This window comes from Nocardiopsis sp. NPDC055551 (genome assembly GCF_053619415.1).
In genome coordinates this window covers 1-19,923 of sequence record NZ_JBSHJJ010000004.1, presented here as the reverse complement: position 1 = coordinate 19,923, position 19,923 = coordinate 1, and the positions used below count along the sequence as shown (strand labels likewise).

The window sequence follows — 19,923 nt, the reverse complement described above, 5'->3', positions numbered from 1 at the left end:
GCACGGGGAGGAAGTCAACGTGACTCTGGCGACCATGCTGGGCGCGTGGGGGCTGATGCTGTCGATCTCCGACGAGGGCAACACCACCTACCTGGTACCGGAGGGGCTGGCGTTGGCCCCGCTGGTGCACGGCCGGCTCTTCGGCGTGCTGGGATACTCGTTCCTGCTGGTGGTGGCGTTGTTCTTCGTGGGCGGCCTGGTGCTGCGCCGCACTACGGCGGGCCAGCACGTGTACGCGGTGGGCGGCGACGAACGGACCGCCGCGCTCATGGGCGTTCCGGTGGCGCGCACCAAGGTGGCCGTGTACACGTTCTCCGGGTTGTGCGCGGGGGCGGCGGGCGCGCTGAACGCGTTGTGGTTGGGGTCGGGCGTGACGATCTTCGGGATCGGCATCGAACTCCAGGCCATCTCCGCGGTGGTGATCGGCGGGACGTTGCTGACCGGCGGTTACGGGTTCGTGGCCGGCACCCTGGGCGGCGTGCTCCTGCTCGGCGTCATCCAGAACATCATCAACGCGGTCGGCACGCTGACCTCGGCCTTCCAGGAGGTCGTCAGCGGGCTGTTCCTGATCGTGGTGGTGTTGATCCAAAGCCGGCTCAGGGGAGGACCGACAGGTCCCGTTCGGTGACCAGACCGAAGTGCAGGGCCTTCTCGGTGAGCATGTCCACCCGCCAGTCCTGCCCCTGGCGGGCGTCCTCCGGTTCCACGCGGAACTTGCTCTTGAGCAGGTAGTCGATGTGGGAGTTGACCGCGGCCTTGGACAGCTTCAGCCGTTCGGCGACCTGGTGCTGGGTGGGCGTGTACCGGGTGCCCGGGTCGCGCAGGCGGGGTTCGCAGAAGGCGGCCAGCACCCGGTAGTAGGTGTGCAGACGGTCGATCCGGAAGCTGCGGATGTCGGTGCGTTCGGCGTGGGTGTCGGTGGTGTCGGCCTCCATGAACGGTTCCCCGGAGGGCACCAGCACGCTGCTGCACGCGGCGGGCGCCATCACCAGGAACCCGTGCTCGCCCTGGCCTCCGGGGACCAGTACCCGGGAGGTCTCGAAGGGCACCAGCATGCCCTGGGTGTGCGGCGGGACCTGGACGAACCCGGCGAGCCGTTCGGTGTTCTCCACGACGTAGGACTTGGTGGGGCTGAGGTTGCTGATCCGCCAGTGGTCCCCGTGCGAGACGATCTCGCCCGCCACCCGCGAGACCGCCCGGTCGCCTCCGGCCAACGGGATGTCCACCTGACGGTTGCGCCCACCACGTCCGAAGGTGCGGGACTCCCCCGTCTCCAGGTGGTGGGTCTCCATGGGGGTGTCACCGTCGTAGTCCTGCTGGACGGTGATGATCTGTTCGGAGTCGTCGGGTGAGGGGAACACGCTCATGTGCCGTCTCCAAAGGGGGTCGAGTCCTTGAGGATACTGCGTTCCCCTTGGGACGACGCGGGTTTCGCCGAGGCCCCGAGGCGGACATCGCCGTAGGTTGGTGAACGCACGGATCGAACGATGATGGGAGGGCCCTTGGGGTCGGACGCGACACCGGTGAGGTTGGGGCGGCACGGGGTGTGGCTGCCACAACAGGAGATCGATGAGGACGTGGCCGCCGAGATCGAACGCCTGGGTTTCGGGACCCTCTGGGTCGGCGGTTCGCCCTCCTCGGAGCTGGAGCCCGTGGCGACCGCGTTGGCGGCCACGTCCCGCCTGGCGGTGGCCACGGGCATCGTGAACATCTGGGCCGCTCCCGCGGAGGAGGTCGGCGACTCCTACCACAGGATCGAGGACGCCTACCCGGGGCGCTTCCTGCTGGGGATCGGCGCGGGCCACCGGGAGGCCAACGGTCCCGAGGCGATCAAGCCCCTCCGGGGCATGCGCGAGTACCTGGACGTGCTGGACCGCAAGGGGGTGCCTCGCGAGCGCCGAGTACTGGCGGCGTTGGGGCCGAAGATGCTGGGGTTGAGCGCCGATCGAGCCGCGGGGGCCCACCCGTACCTCGTTCCCCCGGCCCACACACGTGAGGCCCGAGAGGAGTTGGGCGACGCTCCGCTGCTGGCCGTGGAGCACAAGGTGGTCCTGGGCGAGGACAAGGCCCGGACCAGGGCGGCGGCCCGTGACGGGATGTCCTTCTACCTGAAGTTGCGCAACTACGTCGCCAACCTGGAACGGCTCGGGTTCGGCGAGTCGGACCTGAGCGGCGACGGCGGCGACGCCCTCATCGACGACCTCGTGGCCCAGGGTTCGGCGCGGGAGGTGGCCGCGGCGCTGACCGCGCACCTGACCGCGGGGGCCGACCACGTGGTGGTGCAGCCGCTGCCGGGCGAGTACGACCGACTCGGCACCCTGACGCGGCTGGCCCCGAGGCTCGTGGGCGGCTGAGCACCGGGCCCTGGAAGGGTCACCCTTCCAGGGCCCGGGTGTCAGTCCTCGTAGAGGGCGTCGATCTCGTCGGCGTGACCTTCGGCCACCACGCGGCGGCGCAGTTTGAGAGAGGGGGTCAGCTCACCGGTCTCCGGCCCCCACTCCCGTGACAACACCCGGTACCGCTTGATCTGTTCGGCGCGGTTGAGGCGACCGTTGGCCGCCATCACGGCCTCTTCGATCTCGGCGATGACCTCCGGGTGGGCGGCCAGTTCCTCCCCCGTCGCCTCGATCCCCTTGGAGGCGGCCCACAGCGGGGCCAGTTCGGGGTCGAGCACGATGAGCGCCACCAGGTAGGGGCGGCCATCACCGTGCGCGAAGGCCTGGCCGACCAGCGGATGTTCCTTGAGGGTGTTCTCCACCAGTGCCGGCGACACGTTCTTGCCGCCGGAGGTCACGATGATCTCCTTCTTGCGGTCGGTGATCCACAGGAAGCCGTCCTCGTCGACCCGGCCCACGTCACCGGTGGCGAACCAGCCGTCGGCGTCGGTGTCGGGACGGACGGTTCCGTCCGCCCCCAGGTATCCCTCGAAGACGGAGGCCCCGCGCAGGAAGACCTCACCGTCCTCTCCCAGACGCATCTGGACGCCCTCGATGGGGCGACCGACCGAGCCGAGCCGGAACCCCCCGGCTTCGGGAACGTTCATGGTGGCCACGCCCACGGACTCGGTGAGGCCCCAGACGTCCATGATCACGATGCCGAGGGAGGCCCAGAAACGGACCACCTCCAGGGGCATGGGCGCCGAGGCGCTGGAGGGCAGGAGCACCCGGTCCAGCCCCATCTTGGCCAGCAGTGGTTCGAGGACCGTGGAGTGGGCCCGCCGGTAGCGTTCCGCCAGTTCGGCGGGGACCTCGCCGTCGCGTTCGAGCCGTTCGACGTGTTCGGTGGCCACCGCCCGGGCCTGGTCGATGGCGGTGCGTTTCTCCTCGGGCAGGGAGGACAGGACCGCCTGGACGGCTCCGGCGAACTTCTCCCACACGCGCGGCACCCCGAGGAAGTGCGGGGGTCGTACCTGTGGCAGGACCCCGACCACCGCGGTGGGGTCGGCGCACATCCACACGTGCGAGACGCGTACCAGCGGCATGTACACGCTCAGCATGCGCTCGGCGATGTGGGCCAGTGGCAGGTAGCAGACGTGGTCGGGGAACTCCGGGAGTTCCAGGGCCGCGTCCAGGGCACCGGCCTGGGCCAGGACCCGCCGGTGCGAGATCGCCACGCCCTTGGGGTCGCCGGTGGTACCGGAGGTGTAGACGACGGTGACGAGGTCGTCCGGGGCGCGGTTGCGCCAACGGTCGGCAGCCCCCGAGGGGGTCGCCGCGGTGAGGATGGCGTAGGGGGTGTGGCCGCGGTCGGGATCGGCGCCCTCGACCACGACCAGTCGCTCCAACGGGGTGTCGGGGTCCTTGAGGAGGCTCTCCCAGAGGGCGGCCACCTCCGTGTTCTCGACGACGGCGACGCGGGCCCGGCTGTGCCGGGCGATGTGGGCGATCTGTTCGGCGGCGGAGGTGGAGTAGACGGTGGTGGGGACGGCCCCGGCCTGGACCAGGGCGAGGTCGGAGAGCCAGTGTTCGGGCCGGTTTCCCATCATGATGAGGGCGTGGTCGCCGGCTCGGAGGCCGAGCGAGGCGTAACCCTCGGCGAGGGCGACGACGGTGTCGTGGGCCCGCGCCCAGGTCAGGGTGGTCCAGTCGGTGGCCCCGGGTTCGCGCCAGGACAGTGCCGGGCGATCGGGGTGATCGCGTGCGTTGCTCAGGAGGAGTTCGGGAAGGGTGCGGTTCGTGGGGGCGTCCGCGGTGCCGGGAACGGAGGTCATGTGTACTCCTGGGGGCGGCTTCCTCGATGTGTGACTTAGGACACACATCACCCTAGTCCTTTCGGTTTTCAAGGGAAAGGGTGCGGCTTTTCGCACCCCTGGACCCCAAGGCTGGACAGAACGGAAAGCGGACTGCTACCCATGGGTAACATAGATGCGTAACCACCGGTAACACCCCTGCCCGACCCCAAGGAGCCACCCCCATGTCCGACTTCTCGCTCCAACTCCCCGAAGAGATCAGCGACGTCCGAGACTGGACCCACGGGTTCGCCAAGGACGTCATCCGCCCCGCCGGGGCCGAATGGGACGAGCGTGAGGAGACGCCCTGGCCGATCATCCAGGAGGCCGCCAAGATCGGCCTGTACTCCCTGGACTTCTTCGCCACCCAGGCCTTCGAGGAGAGCGGCCTGGGCATGGTCGTGGCCATCGAGGAGATGTTCTGGGGCGACTCCGGCATCGGTCTGTCCATCATGGGCACCGGCCTGGCCGCCGCCTCCCTGAGCGCGACGGGCACCCCCGAGCAGGTCGGTGAGTGGGCGCCGCAGATGTTCGGCACCCCCGACGACGTCAAGCTCGGCGCGTTCTGCGCCTCCGAGCCCAACGCCGGCTCCGACGTCTCCGCCATCAAGACCCGCGCCGTCTACGATCAGGCCAAGGACGAGTGGGTCCTCAACGGCGTCAAGACCTGGGCCACCAACGGCGGCATCGCCGACGTCCACATCGTGATCGCCTCGATCGAACCCGAACTGGGCTCGCGCGGGCAGGCGTCCTTCATCATCCCGCCGAACACCCCGGGGCTGTCGCAGGGGCAGAAGTTCCAAAAGCACGGCATCCGCGCCTCGCACACCGCCGAGGTGGTCCTGGACGACGTGCGCGTGCCCGGATCCTGCCTGGTGGGCGGCAAGGACAAGCTCGACGAGCGTCTGGCCCGCGCCAAGGAGGGCAAGCGCTCCAAGGGACAAGCCGCCATGAAGACCTTCGAGACGACCCGTCCCGTCGTGGGCGCGATGGCGGTCGGCACCGCCCGCGCCGCCTACGAGTACGCCCGCGACTACTCCGTCCAGCGCGAGCAGTTCGGCAGACCCATCGGTGACAACCAGGGCGTGGCGTTCCTGCTGGCCGACATGGCCACCCGCGTCGACGCCGCGCGCCTGCTGGTCTGGCGCGCCGCGTGGATGGCCCGTAACGGCAAGGACTTCGACAACGCCGAAGGTTCCATGAGCAAGCTCTACGCCTCCGAGACGGGCACCTTCGTCACCCAGAACGCCCTGCGCATCCTGGGCGGCAACGGCTACACCCGCGAGTACCCGGTGGAGCGTTGGCACCGCGACGCCACGATCTACACGATCTTCGAGGGTGCCAGCGAGATCCAGAAGCTCATCATCGGCCGCACCATCACCGGCCTGCCCGTCCGGTAGGAACGGCGCGGTCCGTACATGGGGAGGAGGGGCCGGGTGGCCCCTCCTCCCCTCGTCGATGGGTGAGGACCCGGGTGACCGGGTAGGCGCGGACCAAGGAGGTGAGTTCGATGTCCGCGTTCTCCGCGTTCGTCCCACTGATCATCATCGCCGTGGTCGTCATCGCCATCTTCCTGGTGCTGGGCATCTTCTACGTGGTTCAACGTCAGGCGGAGAAGGCCGTCCGCTCTCCCGAGTACTGGAACGAGAAGCCGGACGGGCGCACGTATCCGACCGGTTGGGGTGAGGGGCCCACCGTCTCCGGCCCCGCGGAGGGTTACCGGGACCGCCCCCAGGACGCGCCCCAGGATCCGCCACGGGACCCACCGAGTGACGAGCGCTTCCCCAGGGACGAGGGAGAACCCCCCGGGCAGCGACCCACGTGAGGTCGTTCAGACCGCGCGGGCGACGGTGACGATGTTCCGGCTCGGCGCACCGGGTTTTCGGCCGCGCCCCATCATGCACTCCTTTCACACCGCCCCCTGCCACCTCGCTGATTAAGCGAAGCCTTAGGTCGCCGTTGACCGCCGAACACGAAGCGGTGTGCACTGCCTCACACACGATGCGAAGGAGTGCGCATGCAGGTCCCGGCACCGTTCGAATACGAACGCGCGACCAGCGTGGATCACGCGATCGGTCTGTTGGACCGTTTGGGTGAGTCCGCGCGGTTGGTCGCGGGCGGCCACAGTCTGCTGCCGATGATGAAGCTCCGGCTCACCGACCTGGAGTACCTCATCGACATCAACGAGCTCCACGACGAGCTCGGGTACATCCGGGTCGAGGCCGACGAGGTCCGGATCGGGGCGATGACCAGGCACCGGGAACTCCTGGAGTCCACGGAACTGGCGGAGGTCTTCCCCGTCTTCGCCGAGGCCGAGAAGGTCATCGCCGACCCCCTGGTCCGCAACCGCGGCACCCTGGGCGGCTCACTGTGCCAGGCCGACCCCTCCGAGGACCTGTCCGCCGTGTGCGGGGCCCTGGACGCGGTCTGCGTCATCCGCGGCACCGACGGCGAACGCCTGGTCCCCATGGCCGAGTTCCACGTCGGCCCCTACGAGACGGCCGTCGGCCACGGCGAGATGCTCGTCGAGGTCCGATTCCCCGTCCGGCCTGGCGGGTCCAGCGCGTTCGAGAAGGTCGAGCGTCGCGCCGGCGACTGGGCGGTCGCCGCGGTCGCCGCCGCCGTGTGGCTGGACGGCGGGGTCCTCACCGACGTCCGGCTGGGGCTGACCGCCGTCGGCGCCAACACGGTGGCCGTCGAGGGGATCGCCGAGGCCCTGCGCGGTCGGGCCCCCTCCGAGGAGCTGTACACGCGGGCGGGCGAGGTCGCCGCGGCCTCCTGCGACCCCACCACCGACAGCCGAGGCGGCGCCGAGTACAAGCGCCACCTCGTCAAGGAACTCACCCGACGGACGCTGCGCCGCGCCGTCGCCGGGACCGGAAGGGCCTGAACATGCGCGTCACCATGACCGTCAACGGCGAAGAGGTCAGCAGGGAGATCGAGAGCCGGCTCCTGCTGGTGCACTTCCTGCGCGACCACCTGAGCCTGACCGGCACCCACTGGGGTTGCGACACCAGCAACTGCGGCGCGTGCACGGTGTGGATGGACGACGAACCCGTCAAGTCCTGCACCGTGCTCGCGGCGATGGCCGACGGTCGCAAGGTCCGCACCGTCGAGGGGCTCGCCAAGGGCGCCGAACTCGACCCGGTGCAGCAGGGGTTCATGGAGTGCCACGGCCTGCAGTGCGGGTTCTGCACGCCCGGGATGATGATGACCTCCCGCGCCCTGCTGGACCGCAACCCCGACCCGTCGGAGGAGGAGATCCGCGAGGCGATCTCCGGTCAGATCTGCCGCTGCACCGGATACGCCACGATCGTGCGTTCGGTGCGTTGGGCGGCCGAACACGAGGCGAAGGGCTGTCCGGCCCACGGTTCCACGCAGGAGGAGGTCCGATGACCGCGCTGAACGACCACGAGACCGTCGACGACAAGCCCCTCGGCCACGGCCGGATGCTCCGCAAGGAGGACCCCCGGTTCGTGCGCGGGCGCGGACGCTACGTCGACGACGTTCAGCTGACCGGCATGCTGCACCTGGCGATCCTGCGCTCCCCCGTGGCGCACGCCCGGATCGTGTCGGTGGACACCAGCGCCGCCGAGGCACACCCCAAGGTCAAGGCCGTGGTGACCGGCGAGGCGTTGGCGGAGAAGGGCCTGGCGTGGATGCCGACCCTGTCCAACGACGTGCAGGCGGTCCTGGCCACCGACAAGGTGCGCTTCCAGGGCCAGGAGGTCGCGTTCGTGGTGGCCGAGGACCACTACTCGGCGCGTGACGCCCTGGAGCTCATCGACGTCGAGTACGACCTGCTCGACCCGGTCGTGAACGCGCGCAACGCCCTGGCCGAGGGCTCCCCGGTCATCCGCGACGACCTGGAGGGCAAGGCCGACAACCACGTCTTCGATTGGGAGACGGGTGATGAGGCCGCGACGGAGGCGGTGTTCGCCAAGGCCGACGTGGTGGTCACCGAGGACATCGTGTACCCGCGCGTGCACCCCTCCCCCATGGAGACCTGCGGCGCCGTCGCCGACTACGACTCGGTGGAGGGCCGGCTGACACTGTGGTCCACCACCCAGGCGCCGCACGCCCACCGCACCCTGTACGCGATGGTGGCGGGGCTGCCCGAGCACAAGATCCGGGTGATCTCCCCCGACATCGGCGGCGGGTTCGGCAACAAGGTGCCGATCTACCCGGGGTACGTGTGCGCGATCGTGGCGTCGTTGGTGGTCGGCAAGCCGGTCAAGTGGATGGAGGACCGGTCCGAGAACCTCATCAGCACCGGTTTCGCCCGCGACTACATCATGCGAGGGGAGATCGCCGCCACCCATGACGGCCGCATCCTGGGAATCCGCACGAACGTGCTCGCCGACCACGGCGCGTTCAACGCCCAGGCCGCGCCGACCAAGTACCCGGCGGGCTTCTTCGGGGTGTTCACCGGCAGCTACGACATCGAGGCCGCGCACGCCAAGATGACGGCGGTGTACACGAACAAGGCGCCGGGTGGCGTCGCCTACGCGTGTTCCTTCCGGATCACCGAGGCCGTGTACCTGGTCGAACGCCTGGTGGACTGCCTGGCCTACGAGCTGGAGGCCGACCCGGCGGAGCTGCGGTCCCAGAACCTGATCCGGCCGGACCAGTTCCCGTACACCACCAAGACCGGCTGGGTGTACGACTCCGGCGACTACGAGCCCACCCTGCGCGAGGCGATGCGTATCGCCGGCTATGACGAGTTGCGCGCGGAACAGGCCGAGAAGCGCGCCCGGGGCGAGCTGATGGGCATCGGGCTGTCCTTCTTCACCGAGGCCGTCGGCGCCGGTCCGCGCAAGAACATGGACATTCTCGGCCTGGGCATGGCCGATGGCTGTGAACTGCGCGTCCACCCCACCGGCAAGGCCGTGGTGCGGCTGTCGGTGCAGTCCCAGGGCCAGGGCCACGAGACGACGTTCGCGCAGATCGTCGCCGAGGAGATCGGCATCGCGCCCGACGACATCGACGTCGTGCACGGCGACACCGACAACACCCCGTTCGGGCTCGGCACCTACGGCAGTCGGTCCACCCCGGTATCAGGGGCGGCCGCCGCCATGGTCGCGCGCAAGGTGCGCGACAAGGCGCGGATCATCGCCTCGGGCATGTTGGAGGCCTCGGTCGCCGACCTGGAGTGGACCAAGGGCGCGTTCTCCGTCAAGGGCGACCCGGAGCGTTCTGTCACCATCCAGGAGATCGCGCTGCGCGCCCACGGCGCCGGTGACCTGCCCGACGGGATCGAGGGCGGCCTGGAGGCACAGGTCTGCTACAACCCCGAGAACCTCACCTACCCGCACGGCGCCTACATCTGCGTCGTGGACATCGACCCGGGCACCGCGCAGGTCAAGGTGCGCCGGTTCATCGCGGTCGACGACTGCGGCACCCGCATCAACCCGATGATCATCGAGGGCCAGGTGCACGGTGGTCTGACCGACGGGGTCGGGATGGCCTTGATGGAGATGATCTCCTTCGACGAGGACGGCAACTGCCTGGGCGGCTCCTTCATGGACTACCTGCTGCCCACCGCGATGGAGGTCCCCGACTGGGAGACCGGGTACACGGTCACGCCGTCGCCGCACCATCCGATCGGCGCCAAGGGCGTGGGCGAGTCCGCGACCGTGGGTTCGCCGCCGGCGGTGGTCAACGCGGTCGTGGACGCGCTGAAGCCGTTCGGTGTGCGCCACGCCGACATGCCACTCACCCCCTCCCGGGTGTGGGACGCCATGAACGGTCGGGCCGAGCCCTCGTTCTGAGGCGTGGGAAGAAGACAGGAAAGGGGGCCACGTGATGGTCGCCGTTGACGTGTCCGGGCGCGGCCGTGAGCTGCTCGCCGGCAGGGTGCCGTTCGTCGAGGCGACCGTGGTGCGGGCGCAGGTGCCCGCCTCGGTTCGACCGGGGGACGGCGCGATCGTCCTCCAGGACGGTTCCATCGAGGGGTTCGTGGGTGGACAGTGCGCCCAGGGTTCGGTGCGCGAGGCCGCCTTGGGCGCGATCCGCGACCGACGCAGTGTGCTGCTGCGGGTGTTGCCGGGTAAGGGCGAGCCCTTCCCGGAGACCCCCGGCGCGCACGTGGTGGTGAACCCGTGCCTGTCCGGGGGCGCGTTGGAGATCTTCCTCCAGCCGCGGCTGCCGGATCCGGTGGTGGGGGTCGTGGGCGACTCCCCCATCGTGTCGGCGCTGCGCGAGATGGCCCCGCCCCTGGGGTTCGTCGTGGAGTCGGGGGCCGGTACCGAGGTGGTGGCGGGGGCCACTGCCGTGGTGGTGGCCAGTCACGGCGGTGACGAGGCCGCGGTGATCCGCGCCGCCCTGGACGCCGGGGTGGGCTTCGTGGGGCTGGTGGCCTCACGCAAGCGCGGCGCCGCGGTGCTGGACTCCCTGGAGCCGAGCCACTGCCAACGCGGTCGGGTGCACGCGCCGGTCGGGTTGGACATCGGGGCGAGCACCCCGTCGGAGATCGCGCTGTCGATCCTGGCCCAGCTCGTGCGGGAGGTCCGGGTGAACGGGCTGACCGCCCCGCAGGCCCCGGCCTCCGAGGAGACGACGCGGACCTCGGCCCCGGTCACGGCGGTGGACCCGGTGTGCGGGATGACCGTCACCGTGGGACCCACCACCCCCCACCTGGAGGTCGACGGCCAGGACGTGTGGTTCTGCTGCCCGGGCTGCCGGGACCGCAAGGCGGCGGAGGGCTAGATGCTCGACGCCGAGGATGTCCGGTGGCGGCTGGACTCCCAGGACCACCTGGTGGACGAGGGCACCGCCACCGCCCTGTGGCTGGCGATGACCCTGGGGCGCCCCCTGTTGTTGGAGGGGGAGCCCGGGGTCGGCAAGACCGCCGTGGCCAAGGCCCTCGCCCGGGTCCTGGACACACCGTTGATCCGATTGCAGTGCTATGAGGGGCTGACCGCCGGTGAGGCCCTCTACGAGTGGAACCACCAGCGGCAACTGCTCGCGGTCCGGCTCGCCGAGTCGCGCGGGGAGCGGTTGTCCGACGACGACCTGTTCACCGAACGGTTCCTATTGGACCGGCCGATCCTGCGGGCGGTCCGCCACCGGGGGTCGGTGCCGCCGGTGCTGCTGATCGACGAGGTGGACCGCGCCGACGACGAGTTCGAGGCGCTGCTGTTGGAGTTCCTGGGCGAGGCGTCGGTGACCGTGCCCGAGCTGGGCACCTTCACCGCCAAGCGGGCGCCCCTGGTGGTGCTCACCTCCAACCGCAGCCGCGACCTGCACGACGCGTTGCGGCGGCGCTGCCTCTACCACTGGATCACCTACCCCGAGCCCGAGAGGGCCGCGGCCATCCTGCGCCGACGGGTCCCCGGGGCGAACGCCGCCCTGGTGGCGTCCGCGACCGAGTTCGTGGGCCGGGTCCGCGAACTCGAACTGGACAAGGCGCCCGGGATGGCCGAGACCATCGACTGGGTCTCGGCCCTGGGCGCCCTGGGAGTGACCGACCTGGTCCGCGACGACGTCGTTCGCACCCTGTCCGCACTCGTCAAGACCCCCGACGACCACGAAACCGTGGTCGCGGCACTACCCCCGACCAGGCCCCGAGCGGAGACGACCACATGAGGATCGACAACGAGTTCACCGTCGACGCACCCATCGAACGGGTGTGGCAGCTGTTCACCGACGTGGAGGAGCTCGCTCCGTGCATGCCGGGCGCGCAGCTGACCGGCGTGGAGGACGAGGTCTACTCCGGGAAGGTGAAGGTGAGGGTCGGGCCGGTGGTGGCCGCTTACAAGGGCACGGCCCGGTTCGTGGAACGCGACGACGAGGCGCACCGCGCGGTCGTGGAGGCCTCCGGGCGGGCCGACCGGGGCGCGGGCAACGCCGCGGCGACGGTCACGGTCCGTCTGGCGGAGGCCGACGGGCGCACCGACGTGACCGTCGAGACCGACCTGAAGATCACCGGAAAGCTCGCCCAGTTGGGCGGCGGAATGATCAAGGACGTTTCGGAGCGCCTGCTGGGGCAGTTCGTGGAGAGGGCGGAGGAAAGGCTCGCCGCCCCCGACACCACGGAGGCTGAAGACATGACGGAAGACAAGGACCAGGCCGGCGAGGGAACGGGATCGACCTCGCACATGTCCGGCGGTGCCCACATGTCGGGTGGCGGCCACATGAGCGGGGGCGCGCACATGTCCGGCGGTGACCAGATGGCCGGCAGCGGACCCTTGTCCGACGAGAGGAACGAGAGCGACGGCGGCGCCGAGCCCGCTTCGACGGTTCCGACCGCGCCGACCAAGCGGACCATCGACGGGCCCGAGGCCGAACCGGTGGACCTGATGGCGGTCTCCGGTGGCGGCAGGCTGCTGTGGCCGGCGATCGCCGTGGTGGTGGCGCTTGCGGCGGGATTCCTCATCGGCTATGCCGTCTTCGGCTGAGTCCGCCGCCTCCCCACTGCCGGGGGTGGACCGGGCGGCGTTCGCGATCGCCTTCACCGAGCGTCTGCGCACCCGCGGGGCCCGGGTGGACCTGGACGCCGCGGGCACCTTGGCGCGTGCGCTGGCCGTGCGGCTTCCCGACGACACAGGGGAGCTGTACTGGACGGCCCGGGTGTGCCTGGTGCGGCGGTCGGAGGACCTGGCGCGCTTCGACGCCGTGTTCGCCGAATCCTTCGAGGGAGGGATGTCGGGCACGGAGACCATCCCGGCCCCGTCCTCCCCGCGGGTGCGCGACGACTCCCCCGGCACCTCCGACAGCGGCGACGAACCCGAGGGGGAGGCTTCGGGTGGGCTGCCCTGGGCGACCCTGTCGCCCTCGGGGGAATCCGAGGACGAGGAGACCCACGAGCTGCCCGAACTCTCGCCCAGCGACCTGGAGGCCCGGGCCGAGGAACCCTTCGAGCGGCTCTCCGACGCGGAGATCACGCTGTTGGGCGAGTGGCTGGCGACACTGCGACCCGACCCTCCCCGTCGACGCACCCGCAGGCGGGCCCGAGGACGCACCGGGGGGAAGGTGTCGCTGCGGGCCACCCTGACGCGGGCCCGGCGCACCGGCTGGGAACCCCTCACCCTGGTGCGCGAACGTCCCGAGAAACGGCCGCGCCGCGTAGTGGTGCTGTGCGACGTCAGCGGGTCCATGCGCGCCCAGGCCGCCGCGCACCTGCATCTGGCGCGCGCCCTCACCTCACTGTTGGAGACCGAGACCTTCGCCTTCGGAACCCGGACCACCCGCCTGACGCCGCTGCTGCGCCGAGGCACCGTGGACGAGGCGGTGGCCAAGGTGACCGAAGCGGTGACGGACCGGTTCGGCGGCACCCGGATCGCCGCGAGCCTGCGGGAACTGCTCGCCTCCCGCCACGGCGCCCTGCTGCGCGGCGCGGTCGTGGTGGTGCTCTCCGACGGATGGGACAGCGATTCACCCGAGGCGATGACGGCGGCCATGACACGACTGCGTCGCCGCGCCCACCGGATCGTGTGGGCCAACCCCAGGGCCGCGGCTCACGGGTTCACCCCGTCCACGGGCGGCATGTCCGCGGCCCTGCCCCACTGCGACGCGCTACTGCCCGCGCACGGCTTCACGGCCCTGCGCGACGTCATCGAAGCGGTGGCCGCCGAAACCGCCACGAGGAGGACAACAGCGAAGGCCGCGTGATCCATGTTCCGGCAGGTACCGCCACTGTAGAGCGAGTTTTTCGGTATGACGAAGAAGGGTACGATCCGTCTCCCTATACGGAGCCGCACCCCATATACGCTCGGCGATCCTGGGACATGCCGATGAGCTACGACGAAGCGTTCATCGCCGCCGACCCGGAAATGAGTCGGCTGTACAGAGAACACGATCTGGATTATTACCAGCAGGGTCATGAGATGTGGAGATACGACCTCACCCTGGGTGGACACGCCTTTTCTCCCCAGGACCCACCCCACCCCAACACTCCACCGGACGAGAAGGGCGGAGAGTGGCTCCTCTTGGCCCAGGCCCAGCACCATTTGGGTTACTTTCCTGAATTCACCATGATCCACTTCTGGTTCATTCAAAAATCCGACCTGAAAGAGGGTGATTTCACAAACGTGAAGGTAGAAACCTTTTCCTCTCCCCCACCCTGACGAGCACGCCTGACCGGAAGGTGCCGGCTCGGCTCAGCCGAGTGTTCCGGTGAGGCGGCTGTGGAAGTGGGTCGAGTTCTCGTCCAGTCCGGTGAAGTGCACGTCGATGCCGTGATCGGCGTACTTGGCCTGCACCGAATCAAGGGCGGCGACCGTCGAGGCGTCCCAGATCTGTGCCGCCGAGAAGTCGACGGTGACCGACTCCGGATCCTCCGCGTAGGAGAACTGTTCGACCAGGTCATTGCTGCTGCCGAAGAACAGGGGACCGTGCACGGTGTAGACGACCGACTCCGCCTCCACGACGCGCTCGACGGTGACCACGTGCGCGACCCGGCGCGCGAACAGCACCATCGCGAGCAGCACGCCCACGCCGACACCGATGGCGAGGTTGTCCGTCGCCACCACGACCGCGACGGTGACGAGCATGACGCTCGTCTCCGAGCGTGGCATCCGCTTGAGTGTCGAGGGCCGCACGCTGTGGAAGTCGATGGTGGAAATGGCCACGACCATCATCACGGCGGCCAGGGCCACCATGGGGATCTGCTCCATGACGTCCGAAAGCACGGTGACCAGGGCCAAGAGCATGACCCCGGCGATGAACGTGGAGATGCGGGTACGGGCGCGGCCGAGCTTCACGTTCACTACGGTCTGGCCGATCATGGCGCAACCGGCGATGCCACCCCAGAAGCCGGCGAGGATGTTCGCGACACCGAGCGCCCACGACTCACGGCCCTTGTCGGACTTGGTGTCGGTGATGTCATCCACGAGTTTGGCCGTGAGCAGGGTCTCCATGAGACCGACGAAGGCGACGCTGAGCACCGTCGGCCCGATGATGCGCAGCGTTTCGAGGTTGAGCGGCACCAGCAGCGGGGTCATTCCGGGCAGCCCACCGCCGACGGCCCCCTGGTCTCCCACGGTCGGAATGGTCATGTGGGCGACCATCGCGATCGAGGTGACGACGATGATCGCCACGAGTGGTGCGGGCACCGCCTTCGTGAGTCGCGGCAGGCCGATCACGATGAGGAGCGTGAGCGCGAACATCGGGTAGACGAGCCACGGAACGCCGATCACGTGCGGCAGCTGGGCGGCGAAGATGAGGATGCCCAAGGCGTTGACGAAGCCGATCATGACCGACCTCGGGATGAAGCGCATGAGCCGGGCCAGGCCGGTGACGCCGAACAGGATCTGCACGAGGCCGGCGAGGATCACTGTCGGCAGCAGGTACTCGGCACCGTGCTCGTGTACGAGCGGCGCGACCACCAGGGCGACGGCGCCGGCGGCCGCCGTGATCATGGCGGGCCGTCCGCCCAGGATCGACATCGACACGGCCAGCACGACGGAGGCCATGAGGCTGACCTTCGGGTCGACGCCCGCGATCACCGAGAACGCGATCACCTCGGGGATGAGCGCGAGGGTCGTCACGATGCCGGCGAGTACTTCGGTGGTGAGAAGGCGCGGTCGACGAAGGACCTGGAAAGCCGTGGGAGATTCGGTCACCGCACAACCCTATGCCAGGACCATGGGCCCTTTTATGTGAGAAGTATCGCCACCGGCGCCATCATCGAGAAATAGGCACGCGATTCAGGAAAATGCCATTTACGCGCACGAGGAAATATCGCCTGTTTCAGTCGGCGCTGCGGCATCCGACGAGTAGGCGGGCCACCATGGTTCGGGCGTCCTCCCCTCCATAACCGGGGCCGAGGACGCACAGGTTCCCGATCGCGCGCATGAGCGTGTACGGGGCGACGTCCGGATCGATCTCGCCCGCCGCGACTCCCGCGTCGATCAGTGATCCGCAGGCCGGGACGAGCTCATCGAGCATGAGGGCATGTAGGCCTTGGAGGCCGGCGTCATCGGACTGTAGCGCCGCGCCCAGCCCGTGCTTGGTCACGAGGAACTCCACGAACGCGTCGACCCAACGCGAGAGCGCCTCGTTCGGGGCGATCGACTCTCCCAGGAGTCGTGGGGCCAGCGCGGCACATTCTTCGATCTGGTGCCGGTACACGGCGATGACCAGTTCCGCCCGGTTCGGAAAGTGACGGTAGACGGTGCCCACTCCGACCCCGGCACGGCCGGCGATGTCACGGATGGGCGCGTTCACCCCTTGCTCCACGAATACGGCCGCCGCGGCCGCCAAGAGGGTCTTGCGGGTGCGTTGCGCTCCCGCCGCTCGCACGCCGATCGGCTCGGTCACTTCTCTCCCCTTGCTCGCGGAACCATGTTCCGCTAAATTGACGGAACAATGTTCCGCCAAGTCTGGCAGGACCGCACCCTCGAAAGAGAGCACTCCTATGCCTATCAACCCGTCCGAACAGCAGCTCATCACGGTCAGGCCCATCATCGTCCCCGCGCCCGACCGAGACATCGAGCTGCGGGTGAAGGTCACCGCACCCGCGACCGGTGAGGACCTTCCCATCATCGTGTTCTCGCACGGCAACGCCTGGTCGATGGATGGCTACGCGCCACTCGTCGACCGCTGGGCGGCGGCGGGTTTCGTCGTCGTGCAGCCGACCCACCTCGATTCCCGTCGACACGGCATCGGGTTCGACGACCCCAGGTTCGGCACCATCTGGCGGACCCGGATCACCGACCTGCACGCCATCATCGATGACCTCGGCGGTGTCCTGGCCCGCGCCGGGGAACTGAACACCCGGGCTCGCCTCGACCGTGTGACCGTCGTCGGGCACTCCTGGGGCGCCCAGACGGTCGGCACCCTGCTCGGTGCCCGCGTGTTCGACTCCGACGGTAACCCCGGAGAGGGCTTCACCCACCCGGGGGTCAAGGCCGGCGTGCTCATCACGGCGACCGGCACCGGAGACACCCTCACCCCGTTCGCCGCCGAGCACCTGCCGTTCATGCGGCCGGACTACTCCACCATGACCGCGCCGGCGCTCGTCATCGCCGGGGACAAGGACCAGTCGGCGATGTCCACCCGGGGGCCGGACTGGTTCACCGACGCTTACAGCCTCTCCCCCGCCCCCAAGAGATTGCTCACCATCACCGACGGCGAGCACACCCTCGGCGGCATCGCCGGAGAGGCGGTCGCCGAGACCACCGACGAGGACCCGGCCCGCGTCGCACTGGTAGCGGACGCCGCCGCCGGCTACCTCCTCGACGCATTGGGCCTCGACCCCGCACCTTGGAAGAAACTCATCGATGACGCTGCCACAGGACACGACGCCTACCAGGTCGAGAGCAAGGAATAGGAAGGAACGGGACGGGAGGGGAAGGACCGGGAAGGAACGGGAGGAGCAGAAGGGAGCACAGAGAGTCTGCCGGTTGACGAACCTCGGCCAGGTGAACGGTCCTGCATCTGAGGTGGGTGAGCCTCGGATTGAGAGTCTTGGGGTTGTTGGGCGTTGTGTGGGTGGTTGGTGGGGCGCCTCGGGTTTCTGGCTCTTGGGGTGGTTGGGCGGGGTGGGGGTGGGTTCTCCCTCCTTCCCCGCCGCGTGATTGTTGCCGCCCGCACCGCACGCGTCAAGGCGATGTCGGGTTCTGTGGCGCTGTGGTGGGTGGCCTTGACCCGTACGGCACGGGCGGCGGTTTGGCGGCTATCGGGGAAGGGGGGAGAGTGGTTGAGGTCCCAAGGGCCCCGGGCTTCGCCCGGTCCGGCCGTGGCCGGCCGGATTCCTTCCCCTCCGCCTGGTGTCCTCGTGGGCCGCGTCGCCACTACGTGACGGGTCCGGTCACGAAGTACCCGCTACAGGCCAGGCACGGGGCGGGCCCGGGCCGCGTCCTCGCGGTGGCCGGCCCTGGTCTTCTCAGCGATGATCTTGCTCGTAGCGCCATGTTGGGCGCCCAACATGGCGCTACGGACAAGATCATCATGGTGGAGAGACAACACGAGGTTGATGGTGCCGGTGGGCCGGTACCCGGGGCGGGAGCCGGTACCGGGGGTGGAAGTGGTGCCGACACCCCCAACGGGAGCCACTCCGGTCCCGGAATGTGGCTCTGGGCGGGGGCGCGGTGTTTCTGCCCCTGGGCATGGGGATATCCCCACAGGGCATGGGGCCCTTGGGGTCTGACACCCACTCGGGGTGGTCACAGCGGGGGTCTCGCCGGGGTGGTGTTCCACCTGGCGGAAACGGGTGGTGGAAGTACGCGGTGGTTAGGGGGCGGTGGCTGGGGCTGGCTCCCCCTCCCCATCCCCGGACCCGGCTTCCTTTCCCGCTTCTTGGCGGTTCTGGGCGTGGTGGTGTTCCCAGATCTGCCGGTTCACCTTGGCCTGGAGCCGGTGCTTGAGCCTGTTGTGGGTCGAGCACAAGATCTGCATGTTGTCCGCGCTCGTGGCCCCGCCGTGGGAGAACGGAACGATGTGGTCGTACTGCGACCAGCTACGCGGCACATCACAACCCTCGTGCCACTCACAGTAGGACTTCTTGAACCCCGCCACCTGACGCACCGGCTCCGGAGCACACCGCTGCTTGCGCCCCACATCCAACAGAGTCCGACCCTGGGCATCGGTCACGAACCGGCGCAACCAACTCTCGGGGGCCAGGCGGGCCACCATCTGATCAGGCAACACCACACCATCCTCCGTGACGGCCGGCTCAGCCGACCCATCACCCAGGAACCGCTTCAGCGGCACGGTGATGTTCAGGGTCGCCAACGGTTGGCGGCTCAGGCTGGAGCAACCCCGGTGGCCCAGAGCGGTCTCGAAGATCCGCATCATCGCGTCATAGGTGTGCTGATGCTTCGCCACGGCGGCGTTCTCCGGCCCATACGGCTCGGTGTAAGCCTGCAGGGCGGCCTGGATCAGCTCGTTATCGGCCCCCGGCCCCCACATCCGCAACAGAAACCCGGACTCGAACGTGGGCGAGAATTGCGCGCCCCGGTTCTCGAACGTTTCATCGTAGTCCCGGTCGGCCTTATCCGGGTCCAGGCGGGCGACGAACCATTTCGCCGCGTCCCGCAACTGGCGCACCGAAGCCTGCGGGCACTCCTGCTTATAGGCGATCAGCCCGAATTCCAACCGGGCCCGAAACCCCTCCACCGAAGGGTGCTGGGCACGGAATTCCTCATCCGCTGTTTCGAGGACCTTCGCCCACTCGGTGGTGGCCTTTTCGGTGGAGGTCGCGATGGCGCACGCTTCACCCAAGGACAGGGCGCTGGTTTGGAAGGCTTCTTCCAGCAGGGAGAGCTGCTGCTGATGCAACGCTCGGGCGAGGGTGGCAAGGCTCTTGGCCTCGGCCGGAGAGGTCCCCCACTGGTGGGTGATCCACGCCTGGATGCTGCGCTGTCCGCCTTCTTCCAACAGGACACCGGTGGCCTCCATACGGGCCAGGGCGGGCAGCATCCCATAGCGGATCCGGTCGACTTCCCCATTGAGCCGGCGAAACTGGGCGAGCACATCGGCTTCACACCCGAACGGGATATCCCGGCCAGAGAATTCCACCGCCATCTCCCGCGCACCCGCCATCGCCTGATCGACCGGGGTGTTCCCGGTCGGGCGCGGTGCGTGGGGAGGAAAGCTCATACTCTGATTATATGAGAACACCCCAGAAAATGGCAGGCTTACCGGCGGGTATATTCAACCTATTTCCATGTCGGTGAATGTGCCTACCATAGATGGGGTGGCCATTCTGGGTTATCCACAACCCCTTCCCCTATGACCGGATCCACCTATCA

The 19,923-nt window shown here is 68.9% G+C and carries 18 protein-coding genes; 13 read left to right on the top strand and 5 right to left on the bottom strand.

Annotated elements, in window-relative coordinates; genetic code table 11:
• Nucleotides 1-19 precede the first annotated feature (19 nt).
• The gene (locus tag ACWGSK_RS08755; protein WP_452455548.1) at nt 20-628 is read left to right on the top strand and encodes an ABC transporter permease; all 609 of its coding nucleotides are present in this window, start codon (nt 20-22) and stop codon (nt 626-628) included.
• On the opposite strand, the gene ACWGSK_RS08750 is transcribed toward ACWGSK_RS08755, so the two are convergent.
• The gene (locus ACWGSK_RS08750) at nt 597-1,367 is read right to left on the bottom strand and encodes a winged helix-turn-helix domain-containing protein (protein WP_452455547.1); all 771 of its coding nucleotides are present in this window, start codon (nt 1,365-1,367) and stop codon (nt 597-599) included. The two genes, ACWGSK_RS08755 and ACWGSK_RS08750, sit on opposite strands and share 32 nt — an antisense overlap.
• A gap of 135 nt (nt 1,368-1,502) precedes the next feature.
• Here ACWGSK_RS08750 and ACWGSK_RS08745 point away from each other — a divergent pair, with 135 nt between their 5' ends.
• A complete protein-coding gene (locus ACWGSK_RS08745) occupies nt 1,503-2,354 on the top strand; it encodes an LLM class F420-dependent oxidoreductase (protein ID WP_452455546.1) in 852 nt (283 codons plus the stop codon).
• Nucleotides 2,355-2,395: 41 nt separating this feature from the next.
• On the opposite strand, the gene ACWGSK_RS08740 is transcribed toward ACWGSK_RS08745, so the two are convergent.
• Nucleotides 2,396-4,210 (bottom strand): AMP-dependent synthetase/ligase, encoded by a 1,815-nt coding sequence (locus tag ACWGSK_RS08740; RefSeq protein WP_452455545.1) that lies wholly within the window; start codon nt 4,208-4,210, stop codon nt 2,396-2,398.
• Between the two features lie 203 nt (nt 4,211-4,413).
• On the opposite strand from ACWGSK_RS08740, the gene ACWGSK_RS08735 reads away from it, so the two are divergent.
• From ACWGSK_RS08735 to ACWGSK_RS08690, 10 genes are all read left to right on the top strand, one after another.
• Nucleotides 4,414-5,628, top strand: a complete 1,215-nt coding sequence (locus tag ACWGSK_RS08735) for an acyl-CoA dehydrogenase family protein (RefSeq protein ID WP_452455544.1) — start codon at nt 4,414-4,416, stop codon at nt 5,626-5,628.
• Nucleotides 5,629-5,738: 110 nt separating this feature from the next.
• Entirely contained in the window at nt 5,739-6,053 is a 315-nt protein-coding gene (locus tag ACWGSK_RS08730; RefSeq protein ID WP_358513487.1) for a hypothetical protein, read from the top strand.
• A 192-nt stretch (nt 6,054-6,245) separates the two neighbouring features.
• Nucleotides 6,246-7,118 carry an FAD binding domain-containing protein gene (locus ACWGSK_RS08725; RefSeq protein WP_358513489.1) on the top strand — a complete coding sequence of 291 codons (873 nt, stop codon included), beginning with the start codon at nt 6,246-6,248 and terminating at the stop codon, nt 7,116-7,118.
• A 2-nt stretch (nt 7,119-7,120) separates the two neighbouring features.
• Nucleotides 7,121-7,624 carry a (2Fe-2S)-binding protein gene (locus ACWGSK_RS08720; protein WP_452455543.1) on the top strand — a complete coding sequence of 168 codons (504 nt, stop codon included), beginning with the start codon at nt 7,121-7,123 and terminating at the stop codon, nt 7,622-7,624.
• Nucleotides 7,621-9,999, top strand: coding sequence for an aerobic carbon-monoxide dehydrogenase large subunit (locus ACWGSK_RS08715; RefSeq protein WP_358513493.1), 2,379 nt, complete (start codon nt 7,621-7,623; stop codon nt 9,997-9,999). The genes ACWGSK_RS08720 and ACWGSK_RS08715 overlap by 4 nt, the downstream gene beginning before the upstream one ends.
• Nucleotides 10,000-10,033: 34 nt before the next feature.
• Nucleotides 10,034-10,936, top strand: coding sequence for an XdhC family protein (locus tag ACWGSK_RS08710; protein WP_452455696.1), 903 nt, complete (start codon nt 10,034-10,036; stop codon nt 10,934-10,936).
• Nucleotides 10,937-11,815, top strand: a complete 879-nt coding sequence (locus ACWGSK_RS08705; RefSeq protein ID WP_452455542.1) for an AAA family ATPase — start codon at nt 10,937-10,939, stop codon at nt 11,813-11,815.
• The gene (locus ACWGSK_RS08700) at nt 11,812-12,627 is read left to right on the top strand and encodes an SRPBCC family protein (protein ID WP_358513497.1); all 816 of its coding nucleotides are present in this window, start codon (nt 11,812-11,814) and stop codon (nt 12,625-12,627) included. The genes ACWGSK_RS08705 and ACWGSK_RS08700 overlap by 4 nt, the downstream gene beginning before the upstream one ends.
• On the top strand, nt 12,611-13,840 hold the full coding sequence (locus ACWGSK_RS08695; RefSeq protein ID WP_452455541.1) for a vWA domain-containing protein: 1,230 nt from the start codon (nt 12,611-12,613) through the stop codon (nt 13,838-13,840). Before ACWGSK_RS08700 ends, ACWGSK_RS08695 begins: the two co-directional genes overlap by 17 nt.
• 122 nt (nt 13,841-13,962) lie before the next feature.
• A complete protein-coding gene (locus ACWGSK_RS08690; protein WP_452455540.1) occupies nt 13,963-14,295 on the top strand; it encodes a hypothetical protein in 333 nt (110 codons plus the stop codon).
• Between the two features lie 33 nt (nt 14,296-14,328).
• On the opposite strand, the gene ACWGSK_RS08685 is transcribed toward ACWGSK_RS08690, so the two are convergent.
• Together ACWGSK_RS08685 and ACWGSK_RS08680 are read right to left on the bottom strand one after the other, a co-directional pair.
• Nucleotides 14,329-15,792: a SulP family inorganic anion transporter gene (locus ACWGSK_RS08685; RefSeq protein ID WP_358513503.1), complete on the bottom strand. Its 1,464-nt coding sequence runs from the start codon at nt 15,790-15,792 to the stop codon at nt 14,329-14,331.
• A 127-nt stretch (nt 15,793-15,919) separates the two neighbouring features.
• Nucleotides 15,920-16,489, bottom strand: a complete 570-nt coding sequence (locus tag ACWGSK_RS08680; protein WP_358513505.1) for a TetR/AcrR family transcriptional regulator — start codon at nt 16,487-16,489, stop codon at nt 15,920-15,922.
• A 97-nt stretch (nt 16,490-16,586) separates the two neighbouring features.
• Here ACWGSK_RS08680 and ACWGSK_RS08675 point away from each other — a divergent pair, with 97 nt between their 5' ends.
• Nucleotides 16,587-17,501, top strand: a complete 915-nt coding sequence (locus tag ACWGSK_RS08675) for an alpha/beta hydrolase family protein (protein ID WP_358513507.1) — start codon at nt 16,587-16,589, stop codon at nt 17,499-17,501.
• A gap of 902 nt (nt 17,502-18,403) precedes the next feature.
• Here the strand turns inward: ACWGSK_RS08675 and ACWGSK_RS08670 are convergent.
• Nucleotides 18,404-19,771, bottom strand: coding sequence for a DUF222 domain-containing protein (locus ACWGSK_RS08670; protein ID WP_452455539.1), 1,368 nt, complete (start codon nt 19,769-19,771; stop codon nt 18,404-18,406).
• Nucleotides 19,772-19,923: the final 152 nt, after the last annotated feature.

What these genes read in the sequence shown, in the direction of transcription:
- ACWGSK_RS08750 (WP_452455547.1), bottom strand. Translation starts at nt 1,367, where the DNA reads ATGAGCGTGTTCCCCTCACCCGACGACTCCGAACAGATCATCACCGTC.
- ACWGSK_RS08740 (WP_452455545.1), bottom strand. Translation starts at nt 4,210, where the DNA reads ATGACCTCCGTTCCCGGCACCGCGGACGCCCCCACGAACCGCACCCTT.
- ACWGSK_RS08735 (WP_452455544.1), top strand. Translation starts at nt 4,414, where the DNA reads ATGTCCGACTTCTCGCTCCAACTCCCCGAAGAGATCAGCGACGTCCGA.
- ACWGSK_RS08730 (WP_358513487.1), top strand. Translation starts at nt 5,739, where the DNA reads ATGTCCGCGTTCTCCGCGTTCGTCCCACTGATCATCATCGCCGTGGTC.
- ACWGSK_RS08725 (WP_358513489.1), top strand. Translation starts at nt 6,246, where the DNA reads ATGCAGGTCCCGGCACCGTTCGAATACGAACGCGCGACCAGCGTGGAT.
- ACWGSK_RS08720 (WP_452455543.1), top strand. Translation starts at nt 7,121, where the DNA reads ATGCGCGTCACCATGACCGTCAACGGCGAAGAGGTCAGCAGGGAGATC.
- ACWGSK_RS08715 (WP_358513493.1), top strand. Translation starts at nt 7,621, where the DNA reads ATGACCGCGCTGAACGACCACGAGACCGTCGACGACAAGCCCCTCGGC.
- ACWGSK_RS08710 (WP_452455696.1), top strand. Translation starts at nt 10,034, where the DNA reads ATGGTCGCCGTTGACGTGTCCGGGCGCGGCCGTGAGCTGCTCGCCGGC.
- ACWGSK_RS08705 (WP_452455542.1), top strand. Translation starts at nt 10,937, where the DNA reads ATGCTCGACGCCGAGGATGTCCGGTGGCGGCTGGACTCCCAGGACCAC.
- ACWGSK_RS08700 (WP_358513497.1), top strand. Translation starts at nt 11,812, where the DNA reads ATGAGGATCGACAACGAGTTCACCGTCGACGCACCCATCGAACGGGTG.
- ACWGSK_RS08695 (WP_452455541.1), top strand. Translation starts at nt 12,611, where the DNA reads ATGCCGTCTTCGGCTGAGTCCGCCGCCTCCCCACTGCCGGGGGTGGAC.
- ACWGSK_RS08690 (WP_452455540.1), top strand. Translation starts at nt 13,963, where the DNA reads ATGAGCTACGACGAAGCGTTCATCGCCGCCGACCCGGAAATGAGTCGG.
- ACWGSK_RS08675 (WP_358513507.1), top strand. Translation starts at nt 16,587, where the DNA reads ATGCCTATCAACCCGTCCGAACAGCAGCTCATCACGGTCAGGCCCATC.
- ACWGSK_RS08670 (WP_452455539.1), bottom strand. Translation starts at nt 19,771, where the DNA reads ATGAGCTTTCCTCCCCACGCACCGCGCCCGACCGGGAACACCCCGGTC.